This window comes from Williamsia sp. Y721 (assembly GCF_059683565.1).
In genome coordinates, this window is record NZ_JCASNH010000003.1 from 68553 (window position 1) to 90525 (window position 21973).

The 21973-nt window shown below is 63.3% G+C and carries 20 protein-coding genes; 9 read left to right on the top strand and 11 right to left on the bottom strand.

The annotated features are described in order from the left end of the window. Nucleotides 1-3 precede the first annotated feature (3 nt). From AC56PL_RS14980 to AC56PL_RS14990, 3 genes are all read right to left on the bottom strand, one after another. Nucleotides 4-951 carry a phosphotransferase family protein gene (locus AC56PL_RS14980; RefSeq protein ID WP_497154353.1) on the bottom strand — a complete coding sequence of 316 codons (948 nt, stop codon included), beginning with the start codon at nucleotides 949-951 and terminating at the stop codon, nucleotides 4-6. Beyond that, on the bottom strand, nucleotides 948-2477 hold the full coding sequence (locus AC56PL_RS14985; protein WP_497154354.1) for a hypothetical protein: 1530 nt from the start codon (nucleotides 2475-2477) through the stop codon (nucleotides 948-950). Before AC56PL_RS14985 ends, AC56PL_RS14980 begins: the two co-directional genes overlap by 4 nt. A 99-nt stretch (nucleotides 2478-2576) precedes the next feature. Beyond that, entirely contained in the window at nucleotides 2577-2981 is a 405-nt protein-coding gene (locus tag AC56PL_RS14990; protein WP_497154355.1) for a PIN domain-containing protein, read from the bottom strand. A gap of 80 nt (nucleotides 2982-3061) precedes the next feature. Between AC56PL_RS14990 and AC56PL_RS14995 the strand changes: the two genes are divergently transcribed. Beyond that, entirely contained in the window at nucleotides 3062-4048 is a 987-nt protein-coding gene (locus AC56PL_RS14995; protein ID WP_495516154.1) for a TIGR03560 family F420-dependent LLM class oxidoreductase, read from the top strand. A gap of 19 nt (nucleotides 4049-4067) precedes the next feature. Here AC56PL_RS14995 and AC56PL_RS15000 read toward each other — a convergent pair whose 3' ends face one another. After that, nucleotides 4068-4727 carry an SRPBCC domain-containing protein gene (locus tag AC56PL_RS15000; RefSeq protein WP_495516155.1) on the bottom strand — a complete coding sequence of 220 codons (660 nt, stop codon included), beginning with the start codon at nucleotides 4725-4727 and terminating at the stop codon, nucleotides 4068-4070. Nucleotides 4728-4830: 103 nt separating this feature from the next. Here AC56PL_RS15000 and AC56PL_RS15005 point away from each other — a divergent pair, with 103 nt between their 5' ends. Further along, on the top strand, nucleotides 4831-5325 hold the full coding sequence (locus tag AC56PL_RS15005; protein ID WP_497154356.1) for a DsbA family protein: 495 nt from the start codon (nucleotides 4831-4833) through the stop codon (nucleotides 5323-5325). Nucleotides 5326-5360: 35 nt separating this feature from the next. On the opposite strand, the gene nhaA is transcribed toward AC56PL_RS15005, so the two are convergent. Further along, a complete protein-coding gene (nhaA, locus tag AC56PL_RS15010) occupies nucleotides 5361-6767 on the bottom strand; it encodes a Na+/H+ antiporter NhaA (protein ID WP_497154357.1) in 1407 nt (468 codons plus the stop codon). A gap of 118 nt (nucleotides 6768-6885) precedes the next feature. On the opposite strand from nhaA, the gene AC56PL_RS15015 reads away from it, so the two are divergent. Further along, the gene (locus tag AC56PL_RS15015; RefSeq protein ID WP_497154358.1) at nucleotides 6886-8433 is read left to right on the top strand and encodes a carboxylesterase/lipase family protein; all 1548 of its coding nucleotides are present in this window, start codon (nucleotides 6886-6888) and stop codon (nucleotides 8431-8433) included. Nucleotides 8434-8439: 6 nt separating this feature from the next. Here the strand turns inward: AC56PL_RS15015 and AC56PL_RS15020 are convergent, their stop codons facing one another. After that, nucleotides 8440-8685 carry an alkyl sulfatase C-terminal domain-containing protein gene (locus AC56PL_RS15020; RefSeq protein ID WP_497154359.1) on the bottom strand — a complete coding sequence of 82 codons (246 nt, stop codon included), beginning with the start codon at nucleotides 8683-8685 and terminating at the stop codon, nucleotides 8440-8442. A gap of 346 nt (nucleotides 8686-9031) precedes the next feature. On the opposite strand from AC56PL_RS15020, the gene AC56PL_RS15025 reads away from it, so the two are divergent. Genes AC56PL_RS15025 through AC56PL_RS15035 form a run of 3 tightly spaced genes read left to right on the top strand, consistent with a single transcriptional unit; the run spans nucleotide 9032 to nucleotide 12928 of the window. Next, on the top strand, nucleotides 9032-10831 hold the full coding sequence (locus AC56PL_RS15025) for an alkyl/aryl-sulfatase (protein ID WP_497154360.1): 1800 nt from the start codon (nucleotides 9032-9034) through the stop codon (nucleotides 10829-10831). Between the two features lie 55 nt (nucleotides 10832-10886). Further along, nucleotides 10887-11375 carry a PH domain-containing protein gene (locus tag AC56PL_RS15030; RefSeq protein WP_495516161.1) on the top strand — a complete coding sequence of 163 codons (489 nt, stop codon included), beginning with the start codon at nucleotides 10887-10889 and terminating at the stop codon, nucleotides 11373-11375. Beyond that, entirely contained in the window at nucleotides 11372-12928 is a 1557-nt protein-coding gene (locus AC56PL_RS15035) for a PH domain-containing protein (protein WP_497154361.1), read from the top strand. The genes AC56PL_RS15030 and AC56PL_RS15035 overlap by 4 nt, the downstream gene beginning before the upstream one ends. Here AC56PL_RS15035 and AC56PL_RS15040 read toward each other — a convergent pair. Next, a complete protein-coding gene (locus tag AC56PL_RS15040; RefSeq protein ID WP_495516163.1) occupies nucleotides 12921-13805 on the bottom strand; it encodes a helix-turn-helix domain-containing protein in 885 nt (294 codons plus the stop codon). The two genes, AC56PL_RS15035 and AC56PL_RS15040, sit on opposite strands and share 8 nt — an antisense overlap. A gap of 79 nt (nucleotides 13806-13884) precedes the next feature. Further along, the gene (locus AC56PL_RS15045) at nucleotides 13885-14700 is read right to left on the bottom strand and encodes an HAD family hydrolase (protein WP_497154362.1); all 816 of its coding nucleotides are present in this window, start codon (nucleotides 14698-14700) and stop codon (nucleotides 13885-13887) included. A 126-nt stretch (nucleotides 14701-14826) separates the two neighbouring features. Here AC56PL_RS15045 and AC56PL_RS15050 point away from each other — a divergent pair, with 126 nt between their 5' ends. Continuing rightward, a complete protein-coding gene (locus AC56PL_RS15050) occupies nucleotides 14827-15798 on the top strand; it encodes a sterol desaturase family protein (RefSeq protein WP_497154363.1) in 972 nt (323 codons plus the stop codon). A gap of 44 nt (nucleotides 15799-15842) precedes the next feature. Beyond that, nucleotides 15843-17357 (top strand): ATP-dependent DNA ligase, encoded by a 1515-nt coding sequence (locus AC56PL_RS15055; protein WP_497154364.1) that lies wholly within the window; start codon nucleotides 15843-15845, stop codon nucleotides 17355-17357. A gap of 29 nt (nucleotides 17358-17386) precedes the next feature. Here the strand turns inward: AC56PL_RS15055 and AC56PL_RS15060 are convergent, their stop codons facing one another. The 3 genes from AC56PL_RS15060 to AC56PL_RS15070 form a co-directional block, all read right to left on the bottom strand. Next, entirely contained in the window at nucleotides 17387-18304 is a 918-nt protein-coding gene (locus AC56PL_RS15060; RefSeq protein ID WP_497154365.1) for an SDR family NAD(P)-dependent oxidoreductase, read from the bottom strand. 105 nt (nucleotides 18305-18409) lie between these two features. Next, on the bottom strand, nucleotides 18410-19828 hold the full coding sequence (locus tag AC56PL_RS15065) for an acyl-CoA reductase (protein WP_497154366.1): 1419 nt from the start codon (nucleotides 19826-19828) through the stop codon (nucleotides 18410-18412). Then, complete coding sequence (locus AC56PL_RS15070) at nucleotides 19825-21189, bottom strand: hypothetical protein (protein ID WP_495516168.1); 1365 nt, start codon at nucleotides 21187-21189, stop codon at nucleotides 19825-19827. The genes AC56PL_RS15065 and AC56PL_RS15070 overlap by 4 nt, the downstream gene beginning before the upstream one ends. A 155-nt stretch (nucleotides 21190-21344) precedes the next feature. On the opposite strand from AC56PL_RS15070, the gene AC56PL_RS15075 reads away from it, so the two are divergent. Beyond that, nucleotides 21345-21968, top strand: a complete 624-nt coding sequence (locus AC56PL_RS15075) for a TetR/AcrR family transcriptional regulator (protein ID WP_482139731.1) — start codon at nucleotides 21345-21347, stop codon at nucleotides 21966-21968. Nucleotides 21969-21973 lie beyond the last annotated feature (5 nt).

Sequence of the window (21973 nt, forward strand, 5' to 3'; positions counted from 1 at the left end):
CCATCATCCGGTGACAAACGTGTGCCGAAAGGTGCTGTGTGCGTTGTCCAGATACGCTGCCCGTCCCGGCTCGTCGGGCTCGTTGGTGTCGACGGCGTTGTTGTCGAGGGCGTAGGCATAGTCCTCGATCCACTTGCATCTCGCCAGAAATGCGGCGCGTTCGAGAAGGCTGGGCTCCGCGATCACGGCGATGCGTGCGACCGCGGTTGCCGCGGTGGGTCCGAGATCCCGGTAGATCAACGCGATATCGCGGGCCGGGTCGGTGAGTGCCGCGTCGGTCCAGTCGATGATTCCGGTCAACGCTCCGGATGGCGGGTCGACGAGCAGGTGTTCGGCCCCTAAATCGTTGTGGCACAAGGTGCTATAGGTCGGGTTGACAGGTGGCGCCGTGGCGAGGAACTGCCAGAGGTGGGTCCGGTGGCCGGCCGGGAGATAGGCGTCGATCCGGGCCGCGGCGGACGTCGCCTCGACAAGCCACAGCTCGAGGGGATGGTCGTCGTGCGGCAGATCGACCTCATCGGACAGCCGGTGCAGGGTGCGCAGCAGTGCGCCGAGTTGACTTGTCATGGATCGAAGATCGTGGCGTGTCGACGGATGGGGTGTCGAATGCAGGTATGGCTGTCCCGGCAGCTTTCGATAGATGACCACTCCTGCGACTTCATCGGTGACGAGAAAGTCGGGGATCGCCACGTCGAGCTCGGGTCGCAGATGTTTGAGCAGTCTGCTCTCGGTCGCGACGGCGACTGCCCGCTGCGGTGGGGATTGCACGTTGACGCGCACGATGAACTCGTCGGCAACCTCGAGCACCAGGTTTTCGTCCCCACGCGAGAGGACGCGATGGCGGGCATCGGTCGCCCACAAGCGGTGCTCAGAACACAGCTTGCTGACCAGCAACCCGATCTCTTCGATCGGCGGGGCCTTGGCGGACATCCATTCAAAGGTAGCGCTCACTCGTCCCCCTCGATGATCTGAAAGACCGGAGTCGATGTTTTGGTCGGCAGCGCAACAGCATTCGAATACGCCGTAGCCCAATCGTCCGGCAGATTCGCTTCGATACCCTGCCGGCGGCCGCGGGATTTCAGCTCCTTCATCAGTAGCCCGCCACTGAAGCCGAAGAAGGTCTGGGCAGTCAGATTTGTCAGGATTCGTGAGTCCTCCGGTCGTCGCGGAACGTGTTTTGACTGCCGTCGGACGATCTCGAACACCGTTGGCTGCGCGGCGCTGTTCCATTGATCCCAACGCAATCCGCCCCAGTGCACGCAGTGCGCGACGAAGACGATGACCGGTATGCCGGGCCAATTCGCGATGACCTGCTCGGGCACCGCAGCCGCACCGCCGGCACCTTTCATGGCTTTCCATTCGGCTTCCATCCACTGGCGACGCATTTCGGTGTCATTCGCGGTGTCGAGGAATGCCTTGATCAGTCCGGTGTCCTGCGACAGCAGGGTGAGGGCAGCGTCGCCGGACTTCACCGTTTTACTCGTCGGATCGACGACGTACCAGGTATTCGACTCGAAACTCACACCCGCTCTGCGGAGGGCGTCGGTGACTTCGGGACCCTCTTTGGCGAGGTTGTCCATGACCTTGCGCAGAAGGCCCGGCGCGGCAAATCCTGGACCGAAGCTGAACTTCGCCGAGTCCCAGGTGTTGATCGAGGCCTGCGAACCCTCGCCGACCCCGAGTTCGTGCCAGATCGCCTGGTTCACCGCCTGGCGTTTTGCCGAGTCGGATGCCAGTCCGGAGGGTTTGTCGCCGGCATGGCTGGGGCCGACGTAGATGTAACCGCCGGGAACTCTGTCGGCCGGGCGGGGTTTCACCGTGCGAAGCAGGTAGTTCCCGGTCAGCAATCGATTTCGTCGGATCGCGTCGTACAAGGCGTCGATGTATCGCGGATCGTCGCGTGGATCGGAGCGCGCTGAGTCGGAGTTCGGTACACCGCCCGATCCCGTCGAGGCTCTGGGACCGATGATGGTCGGCCAGTTCGCGGCGTCGTGCATGGCCCGGAACTCGAGTGCCTGATCCACCGGAACGCCGCCGGTTCCGGGCGCTCGACCTTCCACCACATCGACGGCCGCCGCCAACCGCGCGTCCTGCTTGATCCGTGGGATGGCGAGGACGGCAGACCAGGCGGCGGGATCGAGTTTGAGTACCCGCATGGTGTCGACCATGCCTCTGACCCACAGCATTCCGAGCGAGATGGCGAGCCTGTCCGTGTCACCGCGAAGTAGCAGATCGCGCATGGCGGCAGACATGCTGACCGGATCACCGGTCCACGGGACGTGTCCCAGCGGAGCCTTTGACTGCAAACCCGAACTCTGGTCGTCGCGCTGCAGGAAAGCTTGGACGGCACGGTTGCCTGCGTGGTGTTGCAGGTGTGCGAGATTTCGGCCCGTGGGCGGTGATGCCCGCTGTGGTGGCGCCGGATGTCCGGCTGAGGTACTGGCCACCTTCTCGGTCGCCGCTCCGTGCGATCCCATATCCCAAGTGAACCCGTGAATCTCGCTTTCGCGAATCGTTCCCAGTCAGCCGTCAGGGCACAGATTGTGGCGCCAAAGGGCATCCGATCGCGCGGCCACTCAATCTCGGACGCTGCGCGGGCCGAAGATCTGCGCACCAAATGTTGTCACACGATCTCGGAGTTCTCGATCGGCGGTGACCACGGCGCAGGGCCGGTCTGATTGGGCAGCAACGAGTTCGACGATCTGATCGTCGCCCGATCCGGGTGCGTTGACCACCTCCACGGTTGGTGACGAATCGATGCCGCGGGCCTTTCCTTCGACCACGAGGACGACGTGTGGGCGATCGGCTCCGGTGAATCCACGCTCGCCGAGTCCACGCTCGGCAAGATCTGCCAGGCCGTCGCGAAGTCGTTCCGTCGCGGCTTTTCGATCCCGCCACCACCCATCAGGTTTGGATCCCACCACGTTGGCGGCGTCGATCACGATGATCGGTCGCTGGTCCGCGTTGTTGTTCTCCGGCATCGGTCCATTGTGGGCGCACGTCCGTCATCCGGGCCAGTCTGTGCGGCGCGGCCGTCGTCTTCGCTGGCTAGGATCAGGGGATGCGATTCGGAATGTTTGTTCCCCAGGGTTGGCGTTTGGATCTGGTCGGTATCGACCCCGCAGAGCAGTGGGCGGTGATGCGCGACCTCGCGGTACGCGCCGACCAGGGCGATTGGGATTCGCTATGGGTCTATGACCACTTCCATACCGTTCCGGCTCCCACCGAGGAGGCGACGCACGAGGCGTGGACGCTGATGGCTGCTTTTGCCGCATCGACCTCTCGGATCCGGCTCGGTCAGATGTGCACGGCGATGAGCTACCGCAACCCGGCATACCTGGCCAAGGTGGCGGCCACCACCGATCTCATCTCGGGTGGCCGCGTGGAAATGGGGATCGGCGGCGGTTGGTACGAACACGAATGGCGCGCGTACGGCTACGGATTCCCCTCTGCCGGAGAACGTTTGGGGCGCCTCGACGAGGGCGTGCAGATCATGAAGCAGGCCTGGACCACGGGGTCGGCCACACTCGACGGCAAGCACTACCAGGTTGATGGCGCCATCTGCCGTCCACTTCCGTTGCAGGACGGCGGTATTCCGCTGTGGATCGCCGGTGGTGGCGAGAAAGTGACGTTGAAGATCGCCGCCAAGTACGCGCAGTACACCAACTTCGACGGCACCCCCGAAGGGTTTGCGCACAAATCGGCCATTCTGCGCACGCACTGCGACAACGTCGGAACCGACTTCGACGCGATCGTACGTTCGGCCAACTACAACATCGCAATCGGTAGCACCGAGGCCGAGGTGCAGCAACGACTGGACACCTTGGTAGAACGCCTGACCCCGTACGTCGGCCCAGAAAAGGCCGAAGCGTCGCTGGGTGCGTTCCGTGACATGCCGGGTGTCGGCACACCGGAGCAGATCATCGAAAAGCTGGGCGCACTCAAAGACCAGGGCTTGGCGTACGGCATCTGCTACTTCCCGGAAGCCGCCTACGATCTGTCGGGAATCGAACTCTTCGAAAAGGAAGTGATCCCCGCGCTCCGGTAGTCCCACCGGCCGACAGCGGCTAGGCGTCAGGGGTTCCGGTACCGAGATAGAAAGCGGTGGTACGCATCTCGGCGGCGCGAGCAAGCTCCTCCGGCGTCCCCGAGGCGATCGAGGCGTCGGCCCAACGTCTGCTGCTGTCCGACAGGAACGCCTGGGCCTGCTCGGTCTGCGCCCAGCCGGTGTCCTGAGCGGGTGCAGCGCCGCTGTTGGCGAGATGGTGTGCCAAGCCGAGTAGGCCCAGGTCCCATCCGATACCGACGGCGCCTGGACCGAACGCCTGCCACCGAAGGGGTTCGACGTCGGCGCTGTGCTCGAGAACAAGCCGCGAGCTGTCTGTAGTCAATGATTCGAGGCGGACGGACAGCTCGCTGACCTCGCCGCCGAACTCCCAACTGACGGTGAAGCCGCGCGGTGCCTCGCAGCTCTTGATGGTGCCGCCGGCGTTTCCTTCGATCTGGTAGGTGCCACCCAGACGTAGATCACCACTGACCGGTGCAAACCACCGCACCAGACGCTCGGGGTTGGTGCAGGCATCCCACAGGTCATCGATCCCGGTGGCGTAGGCCTGACGCAGTGACGCGACCGTTCGGACCGCCGATCCGTTGTCGGTGATGGTGACGGTGCGCGTCACGGCGTCGATCTGTCCCTGCGCGGTGGTGGCGAGATCCGGGTCCGTCATTGTCTGCTCCCTCGGTGTTGGTGCGATTGTGTCCATTCTCCGTTGTGGGCGCAGGCGGCCACAAAGGTGGTCGAGCACGAAGGTTCTCTGTGAGAATGTTCCGGTGATCGATTTCAATCCAGACCGGCACCGCTATGGAGACGCCGACGCTCCGGTTCGCATCGTCGAATACGGCGACTTCCAATGCCCGGGTTGCAAGATGCTCGCGCCCATTCTCAAACAGTTGGTCGATGAGTCCGACGGCCGGATCTGCTTGGTGTTCCGGCATTTTCCGGTGTTCGAGGTGCACCCCTTCGCGCTGACAGCGGCTCTTGCAGCGGAAGCCTCGGGCAGCCGCTTCTGGGAGATGCACGAACAGCTCTACGCACACCAGGACCATCTCGACGACGACAGTCTGGCCGAGTACGCCGCGCGCGCGGGTGTTGCCGGAGCGGTGACCGGTCTGCAGGCGCAGCAGTACAAGGCGGGCGTCTCGGCCGACTACACGCGCGGCATCGACGAGGGCGTCCGCGCGACACCGGCGCTGTTCATCAACGGTGCCCGGTACGAGGGAGACTTCGATCTCGAGACCCTGCGTGCGGCAACAACCGACCGCTGATCGCGTCAGGGTCTGGGTCTGGGTCAGGGTCAGGGTCAGCGGACCGTGGGATCGAGCCACGGGCCGTCGGGAAGACTCGGCGGATTGTCGACATCGTCCACGCTGCACAGCGGAAGTCGCTCACCGAGATAGCGGAGCAGCAGCGACCCGATGATTGCGGCGATGGCGGAGCCGGCGAGGACTCCGATCTTGGCGTCCTGCCGGAGCACTGGATCGGTGAACGCGAGATCAGTGATGAACAGCGAGATCGTGAATCCGATTCCCGCGAGCACGGCTCCACCGATCAGATGGCCGTACCGCACCTGCCCGGGCAGGCGCCCCCAGCCCAGTTTGAGTGCGATCCCGGTGGCAACCGAGATGCCCACGCCGTTGCCCACCACCAGGGCCACGATGATGCCGATGGTCACCGACGACGAGGCAGCTGCGGAGATTGCATCTGCGTTGAGCAACACTCCAGCGTTCGCCAGACCGAACAGCGGCACCACAACCAGCGCGCTCACCGGGTGCAGGGCGTCTTGCAGCCGTTCGTTGGCGGGCACGGTCGCGCGCAGCGCTGTCGCGGCCAGTCTGGCCCGCCGCGCGTCGACCCGCTGCAAGGCCAGCCGTCCATAGACCCGGACGCGGACCTGCTGTTCGGGTTCGACCGCGGCCGTCGGGATCAGGACACCCAGGATGACTCCGGCCAGCGTGGGGTGAAGCCCAGACTCGTAGACCGCCGCCCACAGCACGAGTCCCACCAGGATGTACGGGCGCAGCATCCAGACCCCGGCCCACCGCATCACGGCCAGCGCGGCGACCGCCACGAGGACAACGGCCAGTGCGACGAACGAGACGTCATCGGTGTAGAACACCGCCAACACGGTGATGGCGCCGATGTCGTCGACGATGGCCAGTGTGAGCAGGAAGAGCCGGATCTGGTCGGGACAGCGCGGACCGAACAAGGCGAGGATTCCGAGTAGGAACGCGGTATCCGTGGAGATCGGGATGCCCCAGCCGGCGGCCGCCGGGCCGGTCGGCTGGAAGGCCAGATAGATCAGCGCGGGGAGTATCAGCCCGCCGAGCGCGCCGAGCACCGGGACGATGACGGTGCTGCGATCACGGAGATCGCCGACGGTCACCTCCCGGCTGATCTCCAGTCCGACAACCAGGAAGAAGATCGCCATCGCCGCGTCGTTGATGATGTGCTGCAGATCCAGCTCTGTGGACCAGTTGCCCACTTGCAGCACCACTTCGGTGTGCCAGAACGAGAAGTAGCTCTCGCCGGGGATGTTGGCCCAGACCAGTGCGAGGACGGTGGCGGCGAGCAGAAGACCCGCACTACCCGACTCCTTGGAGAGGAACTGCAGGGTGCGTGGGGAGATCGGACGTCTCGTCGACCTGAGCCGCGTGGTCGGACCTGGACCGATCGGCAGTGCCGTTGCCTGGGGGTTGTCGCTGGGCATGGTGGATATTGTGCGCCAGTGCGTCGGCTTGTACCGGCCAGCACCCCTCGAAACACATACTGTGGATCACCTACTGTGACCAGAGCGGGCACTGTGGCGCCGAGCGGAGACTCCTGAGATGACTGATGATCGCACCGTGGTGAAGACCACGAATGGCCCGGTTCGTGGACTCGATGACGGAACCACCAGGTCGTGGCGTGGAATCCGTTACGCCGCACCGCCGGTGGGTGAACTACGGTGGCGTGCGCCCGTACCGCCACAGCCGTGGACCGATGTTGCCGACGCGACGGTGTTCGGTGCGGTGGCACCGCAACCGAGCAACCCCGTGATCAGACTCGGGCAGGACGTCATCCAGGACGAGGACTGTCTGAGTCTCAACGTCTGGTCGGCGTCGACCGTTGGCCCTGCCGATCGTCGGCCGGTGATGGTCTGGCTCCACGGCGGCGCGTATGTCTTCGGATCGTCCAGCCAACCGCTCTACGACGGTCGTGCCCTGGTGTCCGGCGGTGACGTGATGTTGGTGACGGTCAACTACCGTCTCGGCGCCCTGGGATTCCTGGACCTCTCGTCGTTGAGTACCGACCAGCGGACTTTCGACTCGAATCTGGCTCTGCGCGACATCATCTTGGCGCTGGAGTGGGTCCGCGACAACATCGAAGCGTTCGGCGGGGATCCCGATCGGGTGACGCTGTTCGGTGAATCGGCAGGCGGTTCGCTGGTCACCACCTTGTTGACCATTCCGTCGTCGCGTGGGCTTTTCGCCAGGGCGATCGCTCAGAGCGCCCCGGCGACATCGGTGTACGACAGCGCTCGCGCGGCACGGGTGGCCGGGATGTTCTTGGAGAAGGTGGGGGTCGAGGCGGACGACGTCGCGGCGTTGGCCGACCTCGATGTGGACCGAATCGTCGCGGCGGGTCAGGCGTTGTTCAACGATGTACCGGCCAGCTCGCCGGGCACGCTGGCGTTTGCGCCGACGGTCGATCGTGACCTCTTGCCGGACTACCCGTTGGCCACCTATCGCGGGGGGAAGTCCCATCCGGTTCCTCTGATCATCGGAACCAACAAAGATGAAGCATCCCTGTTCAGGTGGATGAAATCGCCGCTGATGCCGATCACGCCGGACGCGATCCGGTCGATGTTCGCCGAGATCGCCACTGAACAGCCAGGATTGACCCTGCCGACTGAAGCCGAGATCGGGTCGGCCTACACGGGGATGAAACTCAAGGCCGCAGGCCTCGCGGTGGCGCGGGACATCGGGTTTCGGATGCCGACGCTGTGGCTGGCCGACGGACACAGTGCGGTGGCTCCGGTGTACCTGTACCGGTTCGACTGGGCCACACCGATGTTGCGGGCGCTCCGAGTCGGAGCCACACACGCCACCGAGTTGCCGTACACGTGGGGAAATCTGGTGATCGGCAGCAAAGACATCACCTTCAAACTCGGTGGGATGAAGGTGGGTAAGGCGTTGTCTGCCCGCATGCTGAAGCGATGGGTGTCGTTCGCCATCGAGGCCATTCCGAACGGGCTGCCCGGTGATCCGGAATGGCCACCCTACGAACCCGGACGGCGCGCGACGCTGGTGATCGATCGATCGGATTCGATCGTCGACGACCTCGACAAAGAATTGCGCGAAGCCTGGGGCGACGACGTCTTGAATTTCTTGTGACCGCTGCTACGGGGTCACGATCGGGTACGCCGGATCGAACTCATCGACGACGCCGGCCAGAGTTGACAATGCTGATTGATCGCCGCCGAATGCGACGACCCCCGCTGTGGCGATCTCTGGCGCTGTATCAGGCCGAAGCGGGAGCGCTGTCAGTGCTTGTTTGGGGCCGGCGACGGTCAAATCGCATTGTCCTGTGGTCGTTGCCGGGCGTTGAGAACACCGTGTTTGACATAGGCATGCAGGCGTCCTCAAAAGTTTGCCTCACCTTTTCCGATCTGTCGCGATAACCGGATATTCGTTCGACAACAATTGATTATCTATTATCGCTACGACACCGATCGTCGAACGGTCTCGAGGGTGGGCGGACGGAAGTTCGAAACATGCTGGTCTGCAGGCGAAGTCAAGGTTGCGGTCGGTCGTACGGTAGGTTGCCGGGCCGATTCGGGCGGTATACCTGAGATGAATGCGGGATCAATATGAACTTTCCGACTCGATATAGCGCTTTGGCGATGTTGCCTGCGCAGTGAGTGATATTTTTTGCCACACGGCCGTTTCGGCGGTCCACAAAGGTCGATCACCAGCTTTTCGAGGAGCGCCGATGTCCGCCGACTTTGCCGATCGCACTGACTTCACCAACGCCAATCGCGGCCTGGTCGCAGTGTTGGAACCCGCGCAAGTGCACGCCGCTGATGGTCGCGTGGTTTACGACGCGGCCGGTTTTGCATCTGCAACGAGTGGGGATTGCCCGGACACCGCGAATCCGAGTCTGTGGCGCCAGGCGCAGCTGACCGCGATTCACGGGTTGTTCGAGGTCACCGGCGGCATCTACCAGATCCGCGGCTACGACCTGTCGAACATGACGATCGTCGAGGGCGACGTCGGGGTGGTCGTGATCGACCCACTGGTGTCTGCCGAATGTGCGGCGGCGGGGCTCGCGCTGTACCGGGAGCACCGCGGCGACCGTCCGGTCAGCGCTGTCATCTATACGCATTCGCACATCGACCACTTCGGCGGTGTGCTCGGTGTGGTCGATGCCGATACCACCGTCCCGATCGTCGCACCCGAGCATTTCCTGCAGCACGCGGTCTCCGAAAACGTCTACGCCGGCGGCGCGATGCTGCGACGTGGGATGTTCCATACCGGGATCGTGCTCCCCGTGGGTGCAACCGGCACTTTGGGTGCGGGACTCGGACCGAGCACTTCGAATGGGACGGTCGGGCTCATTGCACCCACCTTGGACATCACGCACACCGGTCAGGAGGAGACCTTCGACGGGGTGCGGATGATCTTTCAGGTCACGCCAGGCACCGAAGCCCCGTCGGAGATGAACTTCTACTTCCCCGACCATCGCGCACTGTGCCTGGCGGAGAACGCAACTCACAACCTGCACAACCTCCTCACGCTGCGCGGTGCGGAGGTGCGCGATGCCCGCAACTGGTCTCGCTATCTCGCCGAGGCGATCGAGATGTTCGCCTATGAGTCCGATGTCGCCTTCGCCTCGCATCACTGGCCGACCTGGGGCACGAATGAGCTGATCCGGTACCTCACCGAGCAGCGCGATCTCTACGCCTACCTACACGATCAGACGTTGCGCCAGGTGAACCAGGGATTGGTCGGCACCGAGATCGCCGAGAACTTCCAGATGCCACCCGCCCTGGACGCCGCGTGGCACACCCACGGGTATTACGGCTCGGTCAGCCACAACGTCAAAGCGATCTACCAGCGCTATCTCGGTTGGTACGACGGCAACCCGGCGCATCTGTGGCAGCACCCACCGGAGGGTGCCGGTGCCCGGTACGTCCGGGCGATCGGGGGGATCGATGCGACCATCGCACAGGCGAAGGGGTTTGCCGATGAGGGTGATCTGCGTTTCGCTGCCGAGCTGGCGAGTCACGCGGTGTTCGCCGAGCCGGACCACGCCGGCGCGAAGGCGGTGCTGATCGACGTCCTGACGCGCCTGGGCTACGGCTCGGAGTGCGCGACGTGGCGGAACAATTTTCTGGTCGGTGCGAGCGAGGTCGACGGTCCGACACATCCCGCCGAAGTCAGCGCGGCGGGCATGGCCACCGCACTCACCGTCACGCAGGTCTTCGACAGCATCGCCATCCGCGTCAACGGACCCCGCGCCTGGGACGTGACGGCGCGAATACGCTGGCACTTCACCGATCTCGACGAAACGTACCGGATGGAACTCTCCAACGGCGTCCTGATCCACTACCCGACGCGCCGGACCGACCCGGCCGACCTGGTGGTGACACTGACGAAGCCGCAACTACTCGGCTTGCTGGCCGGTGCCGGTACCGACGGCATCACCCTGGACGGCGACGCGACGGTGATCAGCAGGATCGTCGGACTGACCGACGAACCCGACCCCGGATTTGCGATCGTCACCCCGTGATCGCGTGCGCGCCTCCTGAATTTGCCTCAGCGCCAGAACGAATAGGCTGTGCGGCATGGACCGCGCGCCACGAGCACCACGAAATCGCATCGATCCGCGGGCCCGGTTGTACTGGTTGATCGAGTGTGGTCTCTGGTTGCTCGTCAGTGTGATCGCGCTCCTGCTGCCTGCGATCATCTGGACCTCTGTGCGTCCCGGCTTCCTGATCGCCTTCGCCGTCGTCGGGTTGGTGCTCCTGTGCTGGTCGGCGACGATGCCGATCCTGCGGTACCGGGTCCACCGCTGGGAGGCAACGAACACCGCGGTCTACGCAAAGACGGGATGGCTCTCACGGGAGTGGAAGGTCGCACCGCTGTCGCGGATCCAGTCGGTGGAGGCCAAACGCAATCCACTGCACCAACTGCTGGGGTTGGCGCAGGTCTCGGTGACAACGGCATCCGCCCACGGCGACATCATCATTCAGGGACTCGACAAGGACGTTGCCGACAACCTGGTCGCCGAGCTGACCGTGGCCACCGAGGGAACCGTCGGAGATGCCACGTGAGTGAAGTCCCAGTCCAACGGTTTCCGGCAGAGGAAGACTGGCAGCGCCTCGACAGCGGGATGATCGGCGCAGCGTTGATCCGGATGGTCATCCTCATCGCTCCGGTGGCGTTCGGGTGGGTGGTTCTGGGACAACGTGATCCGTCGGTCGCAGGCACGCTTGTCGTTCTGACCGTGATGGCGGTGCTGGTGCCGAGTTTCTACATCTTGCAGTACCTGCGATTTCGATATCGGCTGACCGCCACGGAACTCCAGATCACCTCAGGCCTGTTCGTCCGTCGTACACAGCGGATCCCGCTGCACCGGATCCGGACCGTGGACATCATCGCCAAACCTGTTCTGCGTCTGCTGTCGCTGGCGATCGTCACCATCGGAACGGGGGAGCAGGTCACGGCGCGGAACACCGCACTGCGTCTGGATGCGGTGAGTACATCCGTTGCGGCCGCGCTCCGCGCGGAACTGCTGGGGGCAGCCGGGATGCGCCGCGCCGGTACCTACGACGCTGGTACAGACAGCGCTGAACCACGTGGCGCCGAGACGGCATCGGTTGATTCTGTGCCGGTGGTCTTGCGGTTGCGGTGGGTGTGGATGGTCTACGCAATAGTCGGCGTGTGGTCGCTGGTTGCTCCGGCCGCGGTTTTCGGATTTGCATACCAGGGCCTGCAGGTTCTGGGTCGCAGGCCCGACACCGTTGTGGGCTGGTACTTTTCGGAGTACCTCGAGCAGGTGTCGTTCGCGCTGTGGTTTCTCACGACCGTCGGGCTCTTCGTGCTGATCGGTGTGGTCGGGGCGGCGGCGCTGTTTGTCGAAGCCTGGTGGAACTACACGCTCGTGTACGAACAGCACGGACGGTTTGTGGCCACCCGAGGATTGCTGACCACGCGCTCGTTCACCGTCGATCAGTCCAGACTGCGTGGCGTGACGGTGTCCGAGGCACTGACGACCAGACTTCTCGGAGGGGCTCGGCTCGTCCCGATTCTCACGGGTGTCAGCGCGGATCAGCAGAACACCAAATCGGGGGTGTTGGTGCCGACGACCACCCGCGACGTGCCGATCGTGTTGGCCAACACCTTGTTGTCGCAGCCGGTGCTCAGTGACGAGCGACTCGGACATCATTGGCTGCACCGGCATCCGCGGGCAGCGCAGCGGCGCATCATGTTCCGCTACCTCATGCCCGTGGTTGTCGCTGCGGCCGCGCTGGCCGTGGCCGTCTACCTGTGGTCTTGGCCGCCCGCGCTGTTCGTCATACCGGTGGTGGCTGCTGCGGCGCTCTATCCGGCGGCCATCGGAAACTTTTCCGGTCTCGGGCATCGGATCGAGGATGGCTACCTGTTCAGCAGGCGCGGATACTTCTTTCGGAGGTTCGACGCTGTGCAACTGCGTGGCGTGAGCGGCGTTGCGGTGTGTCAGACGATCTTTCAACGACGGCTCGGTTTGGCGTCGGTCATCGCAACCACGGCCTCGGGCGAGAAGGATTATCACGTGGTCGACGTCGACCTGGCGACCGCGACGGATCTGGCGGTCGCACTTGGTGGCCGTGTGTTCGTCAGCTGAGCGCGGCCGGGCTGTGGTCCTGGGCTGGTTCGATGGGCAGCCACAATTCCCCGGTGCCGGTCTGCTTGTCGTCGGAGAGTTCGACCTTGACCATCTCGGGCCCATCAATGAGCCGGAACGGGTTGGCGGGAAACCACTCCGAGTACGCGGCAGGCCACAGTTGTTGCAGGGACTCGGGAAGTGGGCCGGAGGATTCGAAAACAACCCACAGGCCGGCCGCGACATCAAGGGTGTCGAGGCCTTCTGGGGCGGGCCGACTCGTGGCAATCGCGTGGTAGTAGTCGATTTCCGTTCCCTCGGCGCGAGTCTCGTCGAAGTCCGTGCAAACGGAGACGATTCCGTTCGGTTCCTGATCGCCGATTTCGGTGAGGATCTTGTCGAGCGAGTCGGGGATGCTGCGTTCGAATTCGATGATCGCCGGGTTGCCTCCGGAGTACACCAACGGGATTCGGCGTTTGCGTCCGACGATCCGGAACGCATCCTTCTGAACAAGGCGGTATTGCATGTCTGTACGTCCTTCGATTGTCAGGTGAAAGGTCAGTCGCGGCTGGGAACGCAGGCGAGTGCCGGGTTGTCTCGCCTCGACGGGGCCCACGCCATGCATCCGTTTGAAGGCCCGCGTGAACGCATCGGCGGACGAGTAGCCATACCGCACGGCGATGTCGATGACGGACTCTGTGCCGCCAACCACAGCTGCAGTGGCAACCGTGAGCCGACGACGGCGGATGTAGTCGGACAACGACATTCCGGCGAGTGCGGAGAAGACCCGCCGAAAGTGATGCTCGGAGGTCAGCGCCAGGCGAGCCAGGTCGGACACGTCGATGACACCGCCGAGATTGTCTTCGATGGCGTCCATTGCGCGATTCCAGCGTTCCATGGGATTCACGCTAGCGGCGCAGGTAGACCTGCCGCCCGACAATCTGTGCCCGGATCTGTCGGGTCGATCGGGACCTGTGTCAGCGGCCCGCGACGAGAGATTCGAGGTAGACCGCGACACCGTCGTCGTCGTTGCTCGGCAAGACCGCGTCGGCAACTGTGAGTGTGTCCGGGGCCGCGTTCGCCGGACACAGTGCGACCCCGGCCCAGCGCAGCATGGGCAGATCGTTGATCGCGTCGCCACAGGCGGCGACTTCGGACGGATCGATACCCCACTGGGTGCACAGGCGCGACAGTCCGGTGGCCTTCGAGACGCCGTCGGCTGCCATCTCGAGATACGGGGCGCCGGAATGGGTGGGGGTCACCTGCGGCATGCCTGCCGCGGCGACCGTGCGGAACAAGTGTTCACTGGTCACCTCGGGATGTCGGGCGACGATTTTCACGATCGGTTCGGTGTCGAGCACGGACGAATCAGACAGCTCCATCGTCGCCGGGTCGCGATGATGATCGGTGAACTCGCACAACGCCGCGTAATCGGGATCGGCAACAAACCTGGTGGGTCCGACGGAAGCGAAGACCGTTCCGGGGACCAGCGCCCGCACCCGCGACATCGTGTCGTGCGCGATGTGTACCGGTAATGGTTGTACGTCGATAACTTTCGGGGTGCCGTCGGCGAGGTCGAGGAGGACCGCGCCGTTGGCCGCCACCGCAAATCCGCGGAAGCCGCAGGAGGCCGCCAACGTGTGGACCGAGTGCTGCGCACGGGCGGTCGCCCACACCACGATGATGCCCGTCTCGGCTGCCGCGGCCATCGCCGACGCCGTTCTCGCGCTCACCGCTCGGTCGGAGTTGAGAAGTGTTCCATCGAGGTCGGTTGCCACCAGGCGAATGCTCACTCGTACATGATGCCAACACAGCTCAGGGGTCCTGTACGCTCACGTACCAATCAAGAGTTACACCCTGGATCACAGTGTAACGTCAAGAGGTGAATCTGGGTCTGACCAGTTGAGAAGGGGACCAGTATGGACACCGCAGTGCCGGTGTTGACGGCATTACCTGAGCCGTTGCGTGATCCGGTGGCCCTGGCGATCCCGTTCTTCATCTTGTTTCTGCTGCTCGAGATCGCAGCAGCCCGCATCCTTGAACACCGGGAGGCCGCTGGCCCCGAAGGGGCACATCAAGCCGCTGTCTCCGAGGATGTGACTGTTGCTGATCGACCAGGTCCCGGCGCCTATCTGAGGGCCGATGCGCGGGCCAGTATTTCGATGGGCCTGGTCTCCATCGTCACCACCGCGCTGTGGAAGGCACTTGCCCTACTGGTCTACGCCGCACTTTTCGCCTACGTGGCGCCCTGGCAGTTGTCCGCCGACCAGTGGTACACGTGGGTCATCGCACTGGTCGGCGTCGATGTGCTCTATTACGCCTATCACCGCTGCGCTCATCGGATTCGGCTGATCTGGGCCACACACCAGGCGCACCACTCCAGCGAGTACTACAACCTTTCGACGGCCCTGCGGCAGAAGTGGAACAACAGCGGCGAGATCGTCATGTGGTTGCCTTTGCCGCTCTTGGGTGTGCCGCCGTGGATGGTCTTCTTCGCGTTCTCGGTGAGTCTGGTGTACCAGTTCTGGATTCACACCGAACGCATCGGGCACCTCGGTCGTCCGGTTGAGTTCATCTTCAACACCCCGTCGCATCACCGCGTCCACCACGGCCGCGATCAGGAGTACCTCGACAAGAACTACGGAGGCATCCTGATCATCTGGGATCGCATGTTCGGGACTTTCCAGAGGGAACTGCATCGTCCGCACTACGGGCTCACCAAGCCGGTGGACACATACAACATCTGGCGACTGGAAACGCGCGAGTACGTCGCGATCGCCGGCGATGTCCGGCGTGCGGCGCGGTGGCGGGACAAATTCGGGTACGTCTTCGGTCCGCCGGGATGGCAGCCACGACAGTCCGCCGCCGCCGAGGTCATGTCGGCGAGCTGAGCGACCCGCAATCGGGTGTCGGTGCTGATCGCTACCGTGGTTGTGTGTTGCTTGCAGAGGTTGTGTCCACGAGTGCGGCTGTGGCCGGTACCCGGTCGCGGAAGACCAAGTCGGCCGCACTTGCGGCGCTGATCAAGGCGTGTGCGCCCGACGATGTCCCCGCCGTGGTGTCGTGGTTGTCGGGCGAAGTGCCGCAGGGACGTCTGGGTATCGGATGGCGCACCCTGGCCGACGCGCGAACCGAGCCTGCGGCGGATTTCGCGTGGACCGTTGCAGAGGTCAACCAGCTCTTGACCGAACTGGCCCAGACGTCCGGTGCAGGGTCTGTGGCCCGGCGCAAAGAACTGCTCGCGCGGCTGATGTCCGCGTCCACGGACGATGAACAGACATTCCTCATCCGTCTACTCACCGGGGATATGAGGCAGGGCGCGGGCGAAGGGGTGATGACCGATGCGATTGCGGTCGCGGCCGACCTGCCCGTCGACGTGGTCCGGCGTGCATTCATGCTGTCCGGTGATCTGGCGGTGACAGCTGTCGCCGCGATCAGCGGTGGGGCGCAAGCGCTGGGGGAGTTCGCCTTGAGCGTGGGTCGTCCGGTGCGACCCATGCTGGCGTCCCCGGCCACCTCACTTGCCGATGCCCACACTGCGCTCGGTGGTGCGGTGAGTGTCGAATACAAGCTCGACGGTGCCCGTATTCAGGTGCATCGCAAGGGCGATGAGGTCGCCATCTATACCCGCACACTCAACGACATCACCGATCGAGTGCCTGAGCTGGTCGACCTGATTCGCGAATTGCCGTGCGAATCCGTGGTTCTCGACGGTGAAACGCTGGCGTTGAACGACTCCGGCCGCCCACGCCCATTTCAGGAGACGATGAGCCGGTTCGGTGCCACGTCCAAACGTGAACTCCTACTGCACCCCTACTTCTTCGACTGTCTCCATCTCGACGGCGTCGACCTGCTCGATGAACCCCTGTCCCGTCGTCTGGATGCACTGGACCGCGTTGCGTCCGAGCATCGCATCCCATCACTGGTCGCCCCGGATCTCGCCGCGACCGAGATGCACCTCGACGCCGCGCTCGCGGCCGGCCACGAGGGCATCATGATCAAGGCCCTCGACTCGGTGTACGCGGCAGGGCGACGCGGCAAGACCTGGCAGAAGGTCAAGCCTGAGCACACGTTGGACCTGGTGGTGATCGGTGCCGAATGGGGATACGGCCGCCGGACGGGCTTTCTGTCCAACCTGCATCTGGGTGCGAGGGATCCCGACGGTGGTGACCCGATCATGGTCGGTAAGACGTTCAAGGGTTTGACGGACGAGTTGTTGCGTTGGCAGACAGAGGAATTCCCGAAACACGAACGCGACCGGGACGACCACACGGTTTTTCTGACACCGACGCTGGTTGTCGAGATCGAGCTCGATGGTGTGCAGGTCAGTTCGCGCTATCCGGGTGGGGTGGCGCTCAGATTCGCCAGAGTGCTCCGCTACCGACCGGACAAGACTGCCGCCGACGCTGATTCCATCGAAGCGGTCCGTTCCCTGTTGCCCGGCCGGTGACCGGCAGTGTTCTCGGCTGGGGAAGTGTCTCAGATCGGAAAGGCGACCCCGGTCAACTCCTCCGAGACCGACCATAGCCGCTGCTGGACGCCCACTTGATGAGACTTCGGGCTGGACGTGACCAGCACGGGATTGCCGCGTTGTTCCATGAAGCCACCGGGTCCGTAGTACTGGGCCCCCAGCACGCCAGGGTCGGTCGAGGCGCGCAGGATCGGTAAGGCCCCCATGTCTGCGGACTGGAAAAGGAACTTCGCGGCCAGGTCCTGAGCCCAGCGGAGCTTCGCGGGAGTGTGTCGGGTCAAATTGGTATTCGCGCCGCCAGGGTGGGCCGCGACGGCGATGGTAGTGGTATCCGCGGCCGCGAGTCGGTTGTCGAGTTCGTAGGTGAACAAGAGGTTGGCCAATTTCGACTGTGCGTAGGCTGCTGCCGGGGAGTAGCTGTGTTCGGAGTGCAGGTCTGCGAAATTGACGCCGGCCCGGACCTTATGGCCCAGGCTGCTGACCGTTATGACCCGTGATCCCTCGACAGGTAGCAGGTGGTCGAGGAGGAGCCCGGTCAGCGCGAAATGTCCGAGATGGTTGGTGGCGAATTGCATCTCGTAGCCATCTTCGGTGACGGTCTTGGGAGTGAACATCACCCCCGCATTGTTGATCAACAGATCGATGCGGGGGTGCATGGATCTGAGCACGGCCGCGGCGTCTCGGACTGATTGCTGTGATGCCAGATCCAGTTCCTGGACAGAGACTTTCGCGTGGGGGTGGGATGTGAGGATCCGTTCGGCGGCTTCCTTGCCCTTGGTCGTATCGCGCACGGCGAGGACCACGTGTGCTCCGCTGCCCGCGAGTACGAGTGCGGTCTGGTATCCGAGACCCCCGCCGCCGCCGGTGATGATCGCGACGCGGCCGCTTTGGTCAGGTACTTCGGTCGCGGTCCATCGACTACTCATTGGATGCTTCTTCTTTCAGATCTGGCGGTAGAGGAGTGCCCAGCTCGACTGAGGGACGAGCTGAGCGCTCTACCTGGGAGGCCCCAGCAACTGCTGATCTTTTGGTCAGGCGTCTTCGTCGGACATCCAGTGCACGAAGCGCTGAAGCGAGTACATGGCGTCGTGGGGGCTTCCGAGGACGTGTTTGGCCGCGGACCCCAGCCGGACAACGCGTTGCGCGCCGGCGCAGGCGAGTCGATCGCGCAGCGCGGTTTTGCGTTCGTAAGGGTAGATACCGATCGTCTGTGTCGCGACATTGACGAACGGAACTGCAGCATCGAGTGATTCGACGTGGACGACATTGATGGTCTTGCCGCTGGGGTGAAAGGAGACTCGTTCATCGGAGAGCACGACCATGCCGGCACCGTCGAAGGTGCCCCACACTTTGTATTCGCCGCCCATCATCTGAAGCATTTCGATCTCTTCGCGCATCTCGGAAGGGATTGGTGGTGCTGTGGCGGAGGCGGTCTCGCGGTCGATACCCAGGCGTTCAACGAGCTTCGCGCAGTATTCTTCGATGCCTTTGCGGTCGCCTTCGGCATACACGAATCGGCTCGCGAGGCAGGCTTCCTGGTTGAACAGTGTGGCGTCTTCGGCAGTCTGCTCGGCCACCGATTCGATGGTCGCCTGGTCAGTGAAGGCTTCTTTGCCGAGCATCGAGATCGACGTCTTGGGGTCGAACGAGACGAGTTGCAGACCTGGTCCGAGGTAGCGGATGACGTTGTCGATGGCCGGTCCGCCGCCCCAGGCTGCGATCTTGTCGAAGTACTGCGGGCGGTACAGGGTTCGTTCGATGGTTTCGTCGCCACCGCGCCAGTAGATGGCTGACATCGAGCGCACAACCGGGTGGTCGGGATCAATGTCGGCCATGGTGCGCAGTACGGCGACGGTGGTAAACGGGTCGCTCGATGGCATCTTGAAGAGGTTGACCGCCTTGACCAACGCGCCCTGGGCAATCGAGGAGACGCAGCCCGCCGGCGAATTACCTGCCAGCATGTGGACCATGCGTGGTGGGAACGCGCGGATCGCTCCGGAGTTGCCGTGGATGTCGGTTCGTGAAACCCAGCCGTCGAGGGCGGCGGGGTTCGCGAAGTTCGACTCGATCATCGAGGTGAGCATGCCCCGTTCGAGTAGATACGGCGCACCGCGGTAAAGGTTTTCGACCACGCGACGTGGTAGTGGGTTGGTCTCCACGACGCGTTCGAGTGCTTCCTGCATATACGGGTTACGTTCCAGCGCAAGTTGTTCGCCGGTCTCGACCAGGAAATCGATGATGTCGTCGACCTTCACGTCGAGCAGAGGCGGAAGTTCCGAACGCGGTTGGATCAGCTGGTCCAAATCGATTTCGGGCGTGGTGAAGTCGACGCCGAGGTCGCGTGACCGGTGCCGGACCGAGGCGTCGGTGACGAGTTTGCCGCGAATAAAGAAGTGTGCGGCGACAGCAGGTTCTTGATCGGTCGGCTGAGAATTGAGGTCGATACTCATGAAATCCCCCGAACATAGGCGTCGGTGGTGCCGGAGCAGCTGATCTTGTCGCCGCCGGGCAGATCGGAGTATCGGCTGATGTTGTCGCGGATGGAGGGGCTGCGGTTCCCGCAGGCGCAGGGGTTGTAGTCTGCGACGATCTTGTCGCCTGAGATGACACCGTTCCAGCGACCATCGAGGGACAGGTCGAAAAACGCTGCGCGCCCTTCGATTTCTCCGGTCGACGACGGAAGGAGATTTTCACCCGTCTCATCAAGGAGTAGCAGCATCAACCATGGCGGGACGTGATAGCGCTTGGCGCTGCATCGTGGCATGGCCGCGTTGATCTCCTGCATGCCGTACATCTGGAACACGCGCTCATCTGCGAGGTTGAAGGTCTCCATGATGTATTCGAAGTAGTCGGGTGGGAGGTTTGCCCCTTTGAGCCCGCCGCCGATGTAGATTGTGTTCTCTGGATGAAAGTCGTTGCCGCCGAATCCCATTTCGCGTACTGCCGCTGCGATCGGATAGAGCGAGGCAAACATTCCCGAAAGGAGCATCTTCTCGTTGCGGCCGATCACAAGGGCTTCGGCCGAGATCGTCAACGCCTGTTCCATGATCTGCTGACGCGCGGCGGAGGTTGCCTCGAACCTGGCCATGTCCGCGGGCCGCGCGGTGCCGTCTGCCATCGCTTTGCGCAAGGTCACCATGCTGGTGATCTGGCCGATCGTGATCGGCGGGACCGGATACAGGAAGGGCTCGGAGTCCGGGGACGTGAAGCCATCGATGAGCGCATCACGGATCGTGAGATTGCGCGGCGCTGTCGCTGTCGGAGCCAGGCCATACAGCTTGCGGCCGTCGCCCGGCGTTGAACCCGAACCCCAGGCGAACGAGCGAATCGCCTCACGCCGGTTCCATTCGAGGTCCGCTTGTGAAGAGTTCATCATCGCCGACTTGCCGGTGGTACCACTGGAACAGCACAGAAAATGCCCGGCACGTTCCAACCTGCCGAGCCATTCGTCGATATCCGAAACGTCTTCTAGATCAACATTTTCCACCGGGTTGGTGGATATGGTTTCGAGCCATCTGCTGAGCCTGTCCCACTTCTGTTCCACAAGCCACCCCTCGGGATAGCTCTTGTAGGCGGTGTGTGCGAACAGTAGCGGGACGAGGTCTTCCTGCGTCTTCACCTCAGTGATGCCGGCCTCGTCAGCGCGGTTCTGCAGCAGTCGGATTCGTCCGAGCCGATCCTGAAACAACTCGTTTGCCGCCTCCAGCTGAAGAGGTAGCAACTCGGCTGCGGGAACGTCGTAACATTCGTTCGCATCCACCATGCTGGTCAACCTCGTGAGGGCCGACCCCGTATCGAGCGATGTGGCCATCTGATTTCCCCTTTAGTTATGGACTGTCGGTGGACTGCACTTAACCGTATTGGCACCACAGACGTATACTTATTGAGAAAATCGGGTCTCCGGTCCTGGTAGTGGTAGACGTGTCGATGCACGTCGAAGCGGTAATCCGCGCTATTTTTGAACAGATGACAACACGTCGAGGACGGCCGACCCATGCCGAGGCCAAGGAGCTGGACCAGCAGTTACGCGAAGCTGCGGTTGCGACCTTCCTTCACCACGGGTACGACGGCACCACGATGGAAGCGATCGCGCGCGCTGCGGGGATCACGAAGCGGACGCTCTACGCCCGTTATGCGGACAAGCACGAGCTCTTTGTCACGGTGATTCCATGGGCGCTTTCGCGTCTTGATGAGCAAGACGTGGTCCACGAACCCGAGGGTGACGACGTGGCTGCATCGCTCATCGCGATCGGTCGCGCGGCGATTGCCCGCGCCGTGGATCCGCGGACTACGCAACTCATGCGGCTGGCGATGTACGAGACTTCCCGGTTTCCCGAGTTCGATGTCAAACCAGAATCCATGGCGTGGTCAGCCCAACATCGGGCTGTCGCTGACGCTCTACGCCGTCACCAGAGTCGACAGGGTCTCGTGATCGCCGATGTCGAACTGGCGGCGGAGCAGTTTCTTGCCATCGTTGTGGTCTTGCCCGGTCGGCTGGCCGACTTCGGGGTCTTCCGCTCACCCGAGGAAGAGGAACTGCGCCTTCAGCACGCGGTCACGCTGTTTCTGTATGGCATGCTGCCCCGCTGAGCACT

Bases quoted from the DNA above. Each gene is read 5' to 3' on its own strand.
- AC56PL_RS15030 (WP_495516161.1), top strand. From the start codon at position 10,887: ATGGACCGCGCGCCACGAGCACCACGAAATCGCATCGATCCGCGGGCC.
- AC56PL_RS14995 (WP_495516154.1), top strand. From the start codon at position 3,062: ATGCGATTCGGAATGTTTGTTCCCCAGGGTTGGCGTTTGGATCTGGTC.
- AC56PL_RS15015 (WP_497154358.1), top strand. From the start codon at position 6,886: ATGACTGATGATCGCACCGTGGTGAAGACCACGAATGGCCCGGTTCGT.
- AC56PL_RS15075 (WP_482139731.1), top strand. From the start codon at position 21,345: ATGACAACACGTCGAGGACGGCCGACCCATGCCGAGGCCAAGGAGCTG.
- AC56PL_RS14990 (WP_497154355.1), bottom strand. From the start codon at position 2,981: ATGCCGGAGAACAACAACGCGGACCAGCGACCGATCATCGTGATCGAC.
- nhaA (WP_497154357.1), bottom strand. From the start codon at position 6,767: ATGCCCAGCGACAACCCCCAGGCAACGGCACTGCCGATCGGTCCAGGT.
- AC56PL_RS15070 (WP_495516168.1), bottom strand. From the start codon at position 21,189: ATGGCCACATCGCTCGATACGGGGTCGGCCCTCACGAGGTTGACCAGC.
- AC56PL_RS15065 (WP_497154366.1), bottom strand. From the start codon at position 19,828: ATGAGTATCGACCTCAATTCTCAGCCGACCGATCAAGAACCTGCTGTC.
- AC56PL_RS15050 (WP_497154363.1), top strand. From the start codon at position 14,827: ATGGACACCGCAGTGCCGGTGTTGACGGCATTACCTGAGCCGTTGCGT.
- AC56PL_RS15060 (WP_497154365.1), bottom strand. From the start codon at position 18,304: ATGAGTAGTCGATGGACCGCGACCGAAGTACCTGACCAAAGCGGCCGC.
- AC56PL_RS15040 (WP_495516163.1), bottom strand. From the start codon at position 13,805: ATGGAACGCTGGAATCGCGCAATGGACGCCATCGAAGACAATCTCGGC.
- AC56PL_RS15000 (WP_495516155.1), bottom strand. From the start codon at position 4,727: ATGACGGACCCGGATCTCGCCACCACCGCGCAGGGACAGATCGACGCC.
- AC56PL_RS14985 (WP_497154354.1), bottom strand. From the start codon at position 2,477: ATGGGATCGCACGGAGCGGCGACCGAGAAGGTGGCCAGTACCTCAGCC.
- AC56PL_RS15025 (WP_497154360.1), top strand. From the start codon at position 9,032: ATGTCCGCCGACTTTGCCGATCGCACTGACTTCACCAACGCCAATCGC.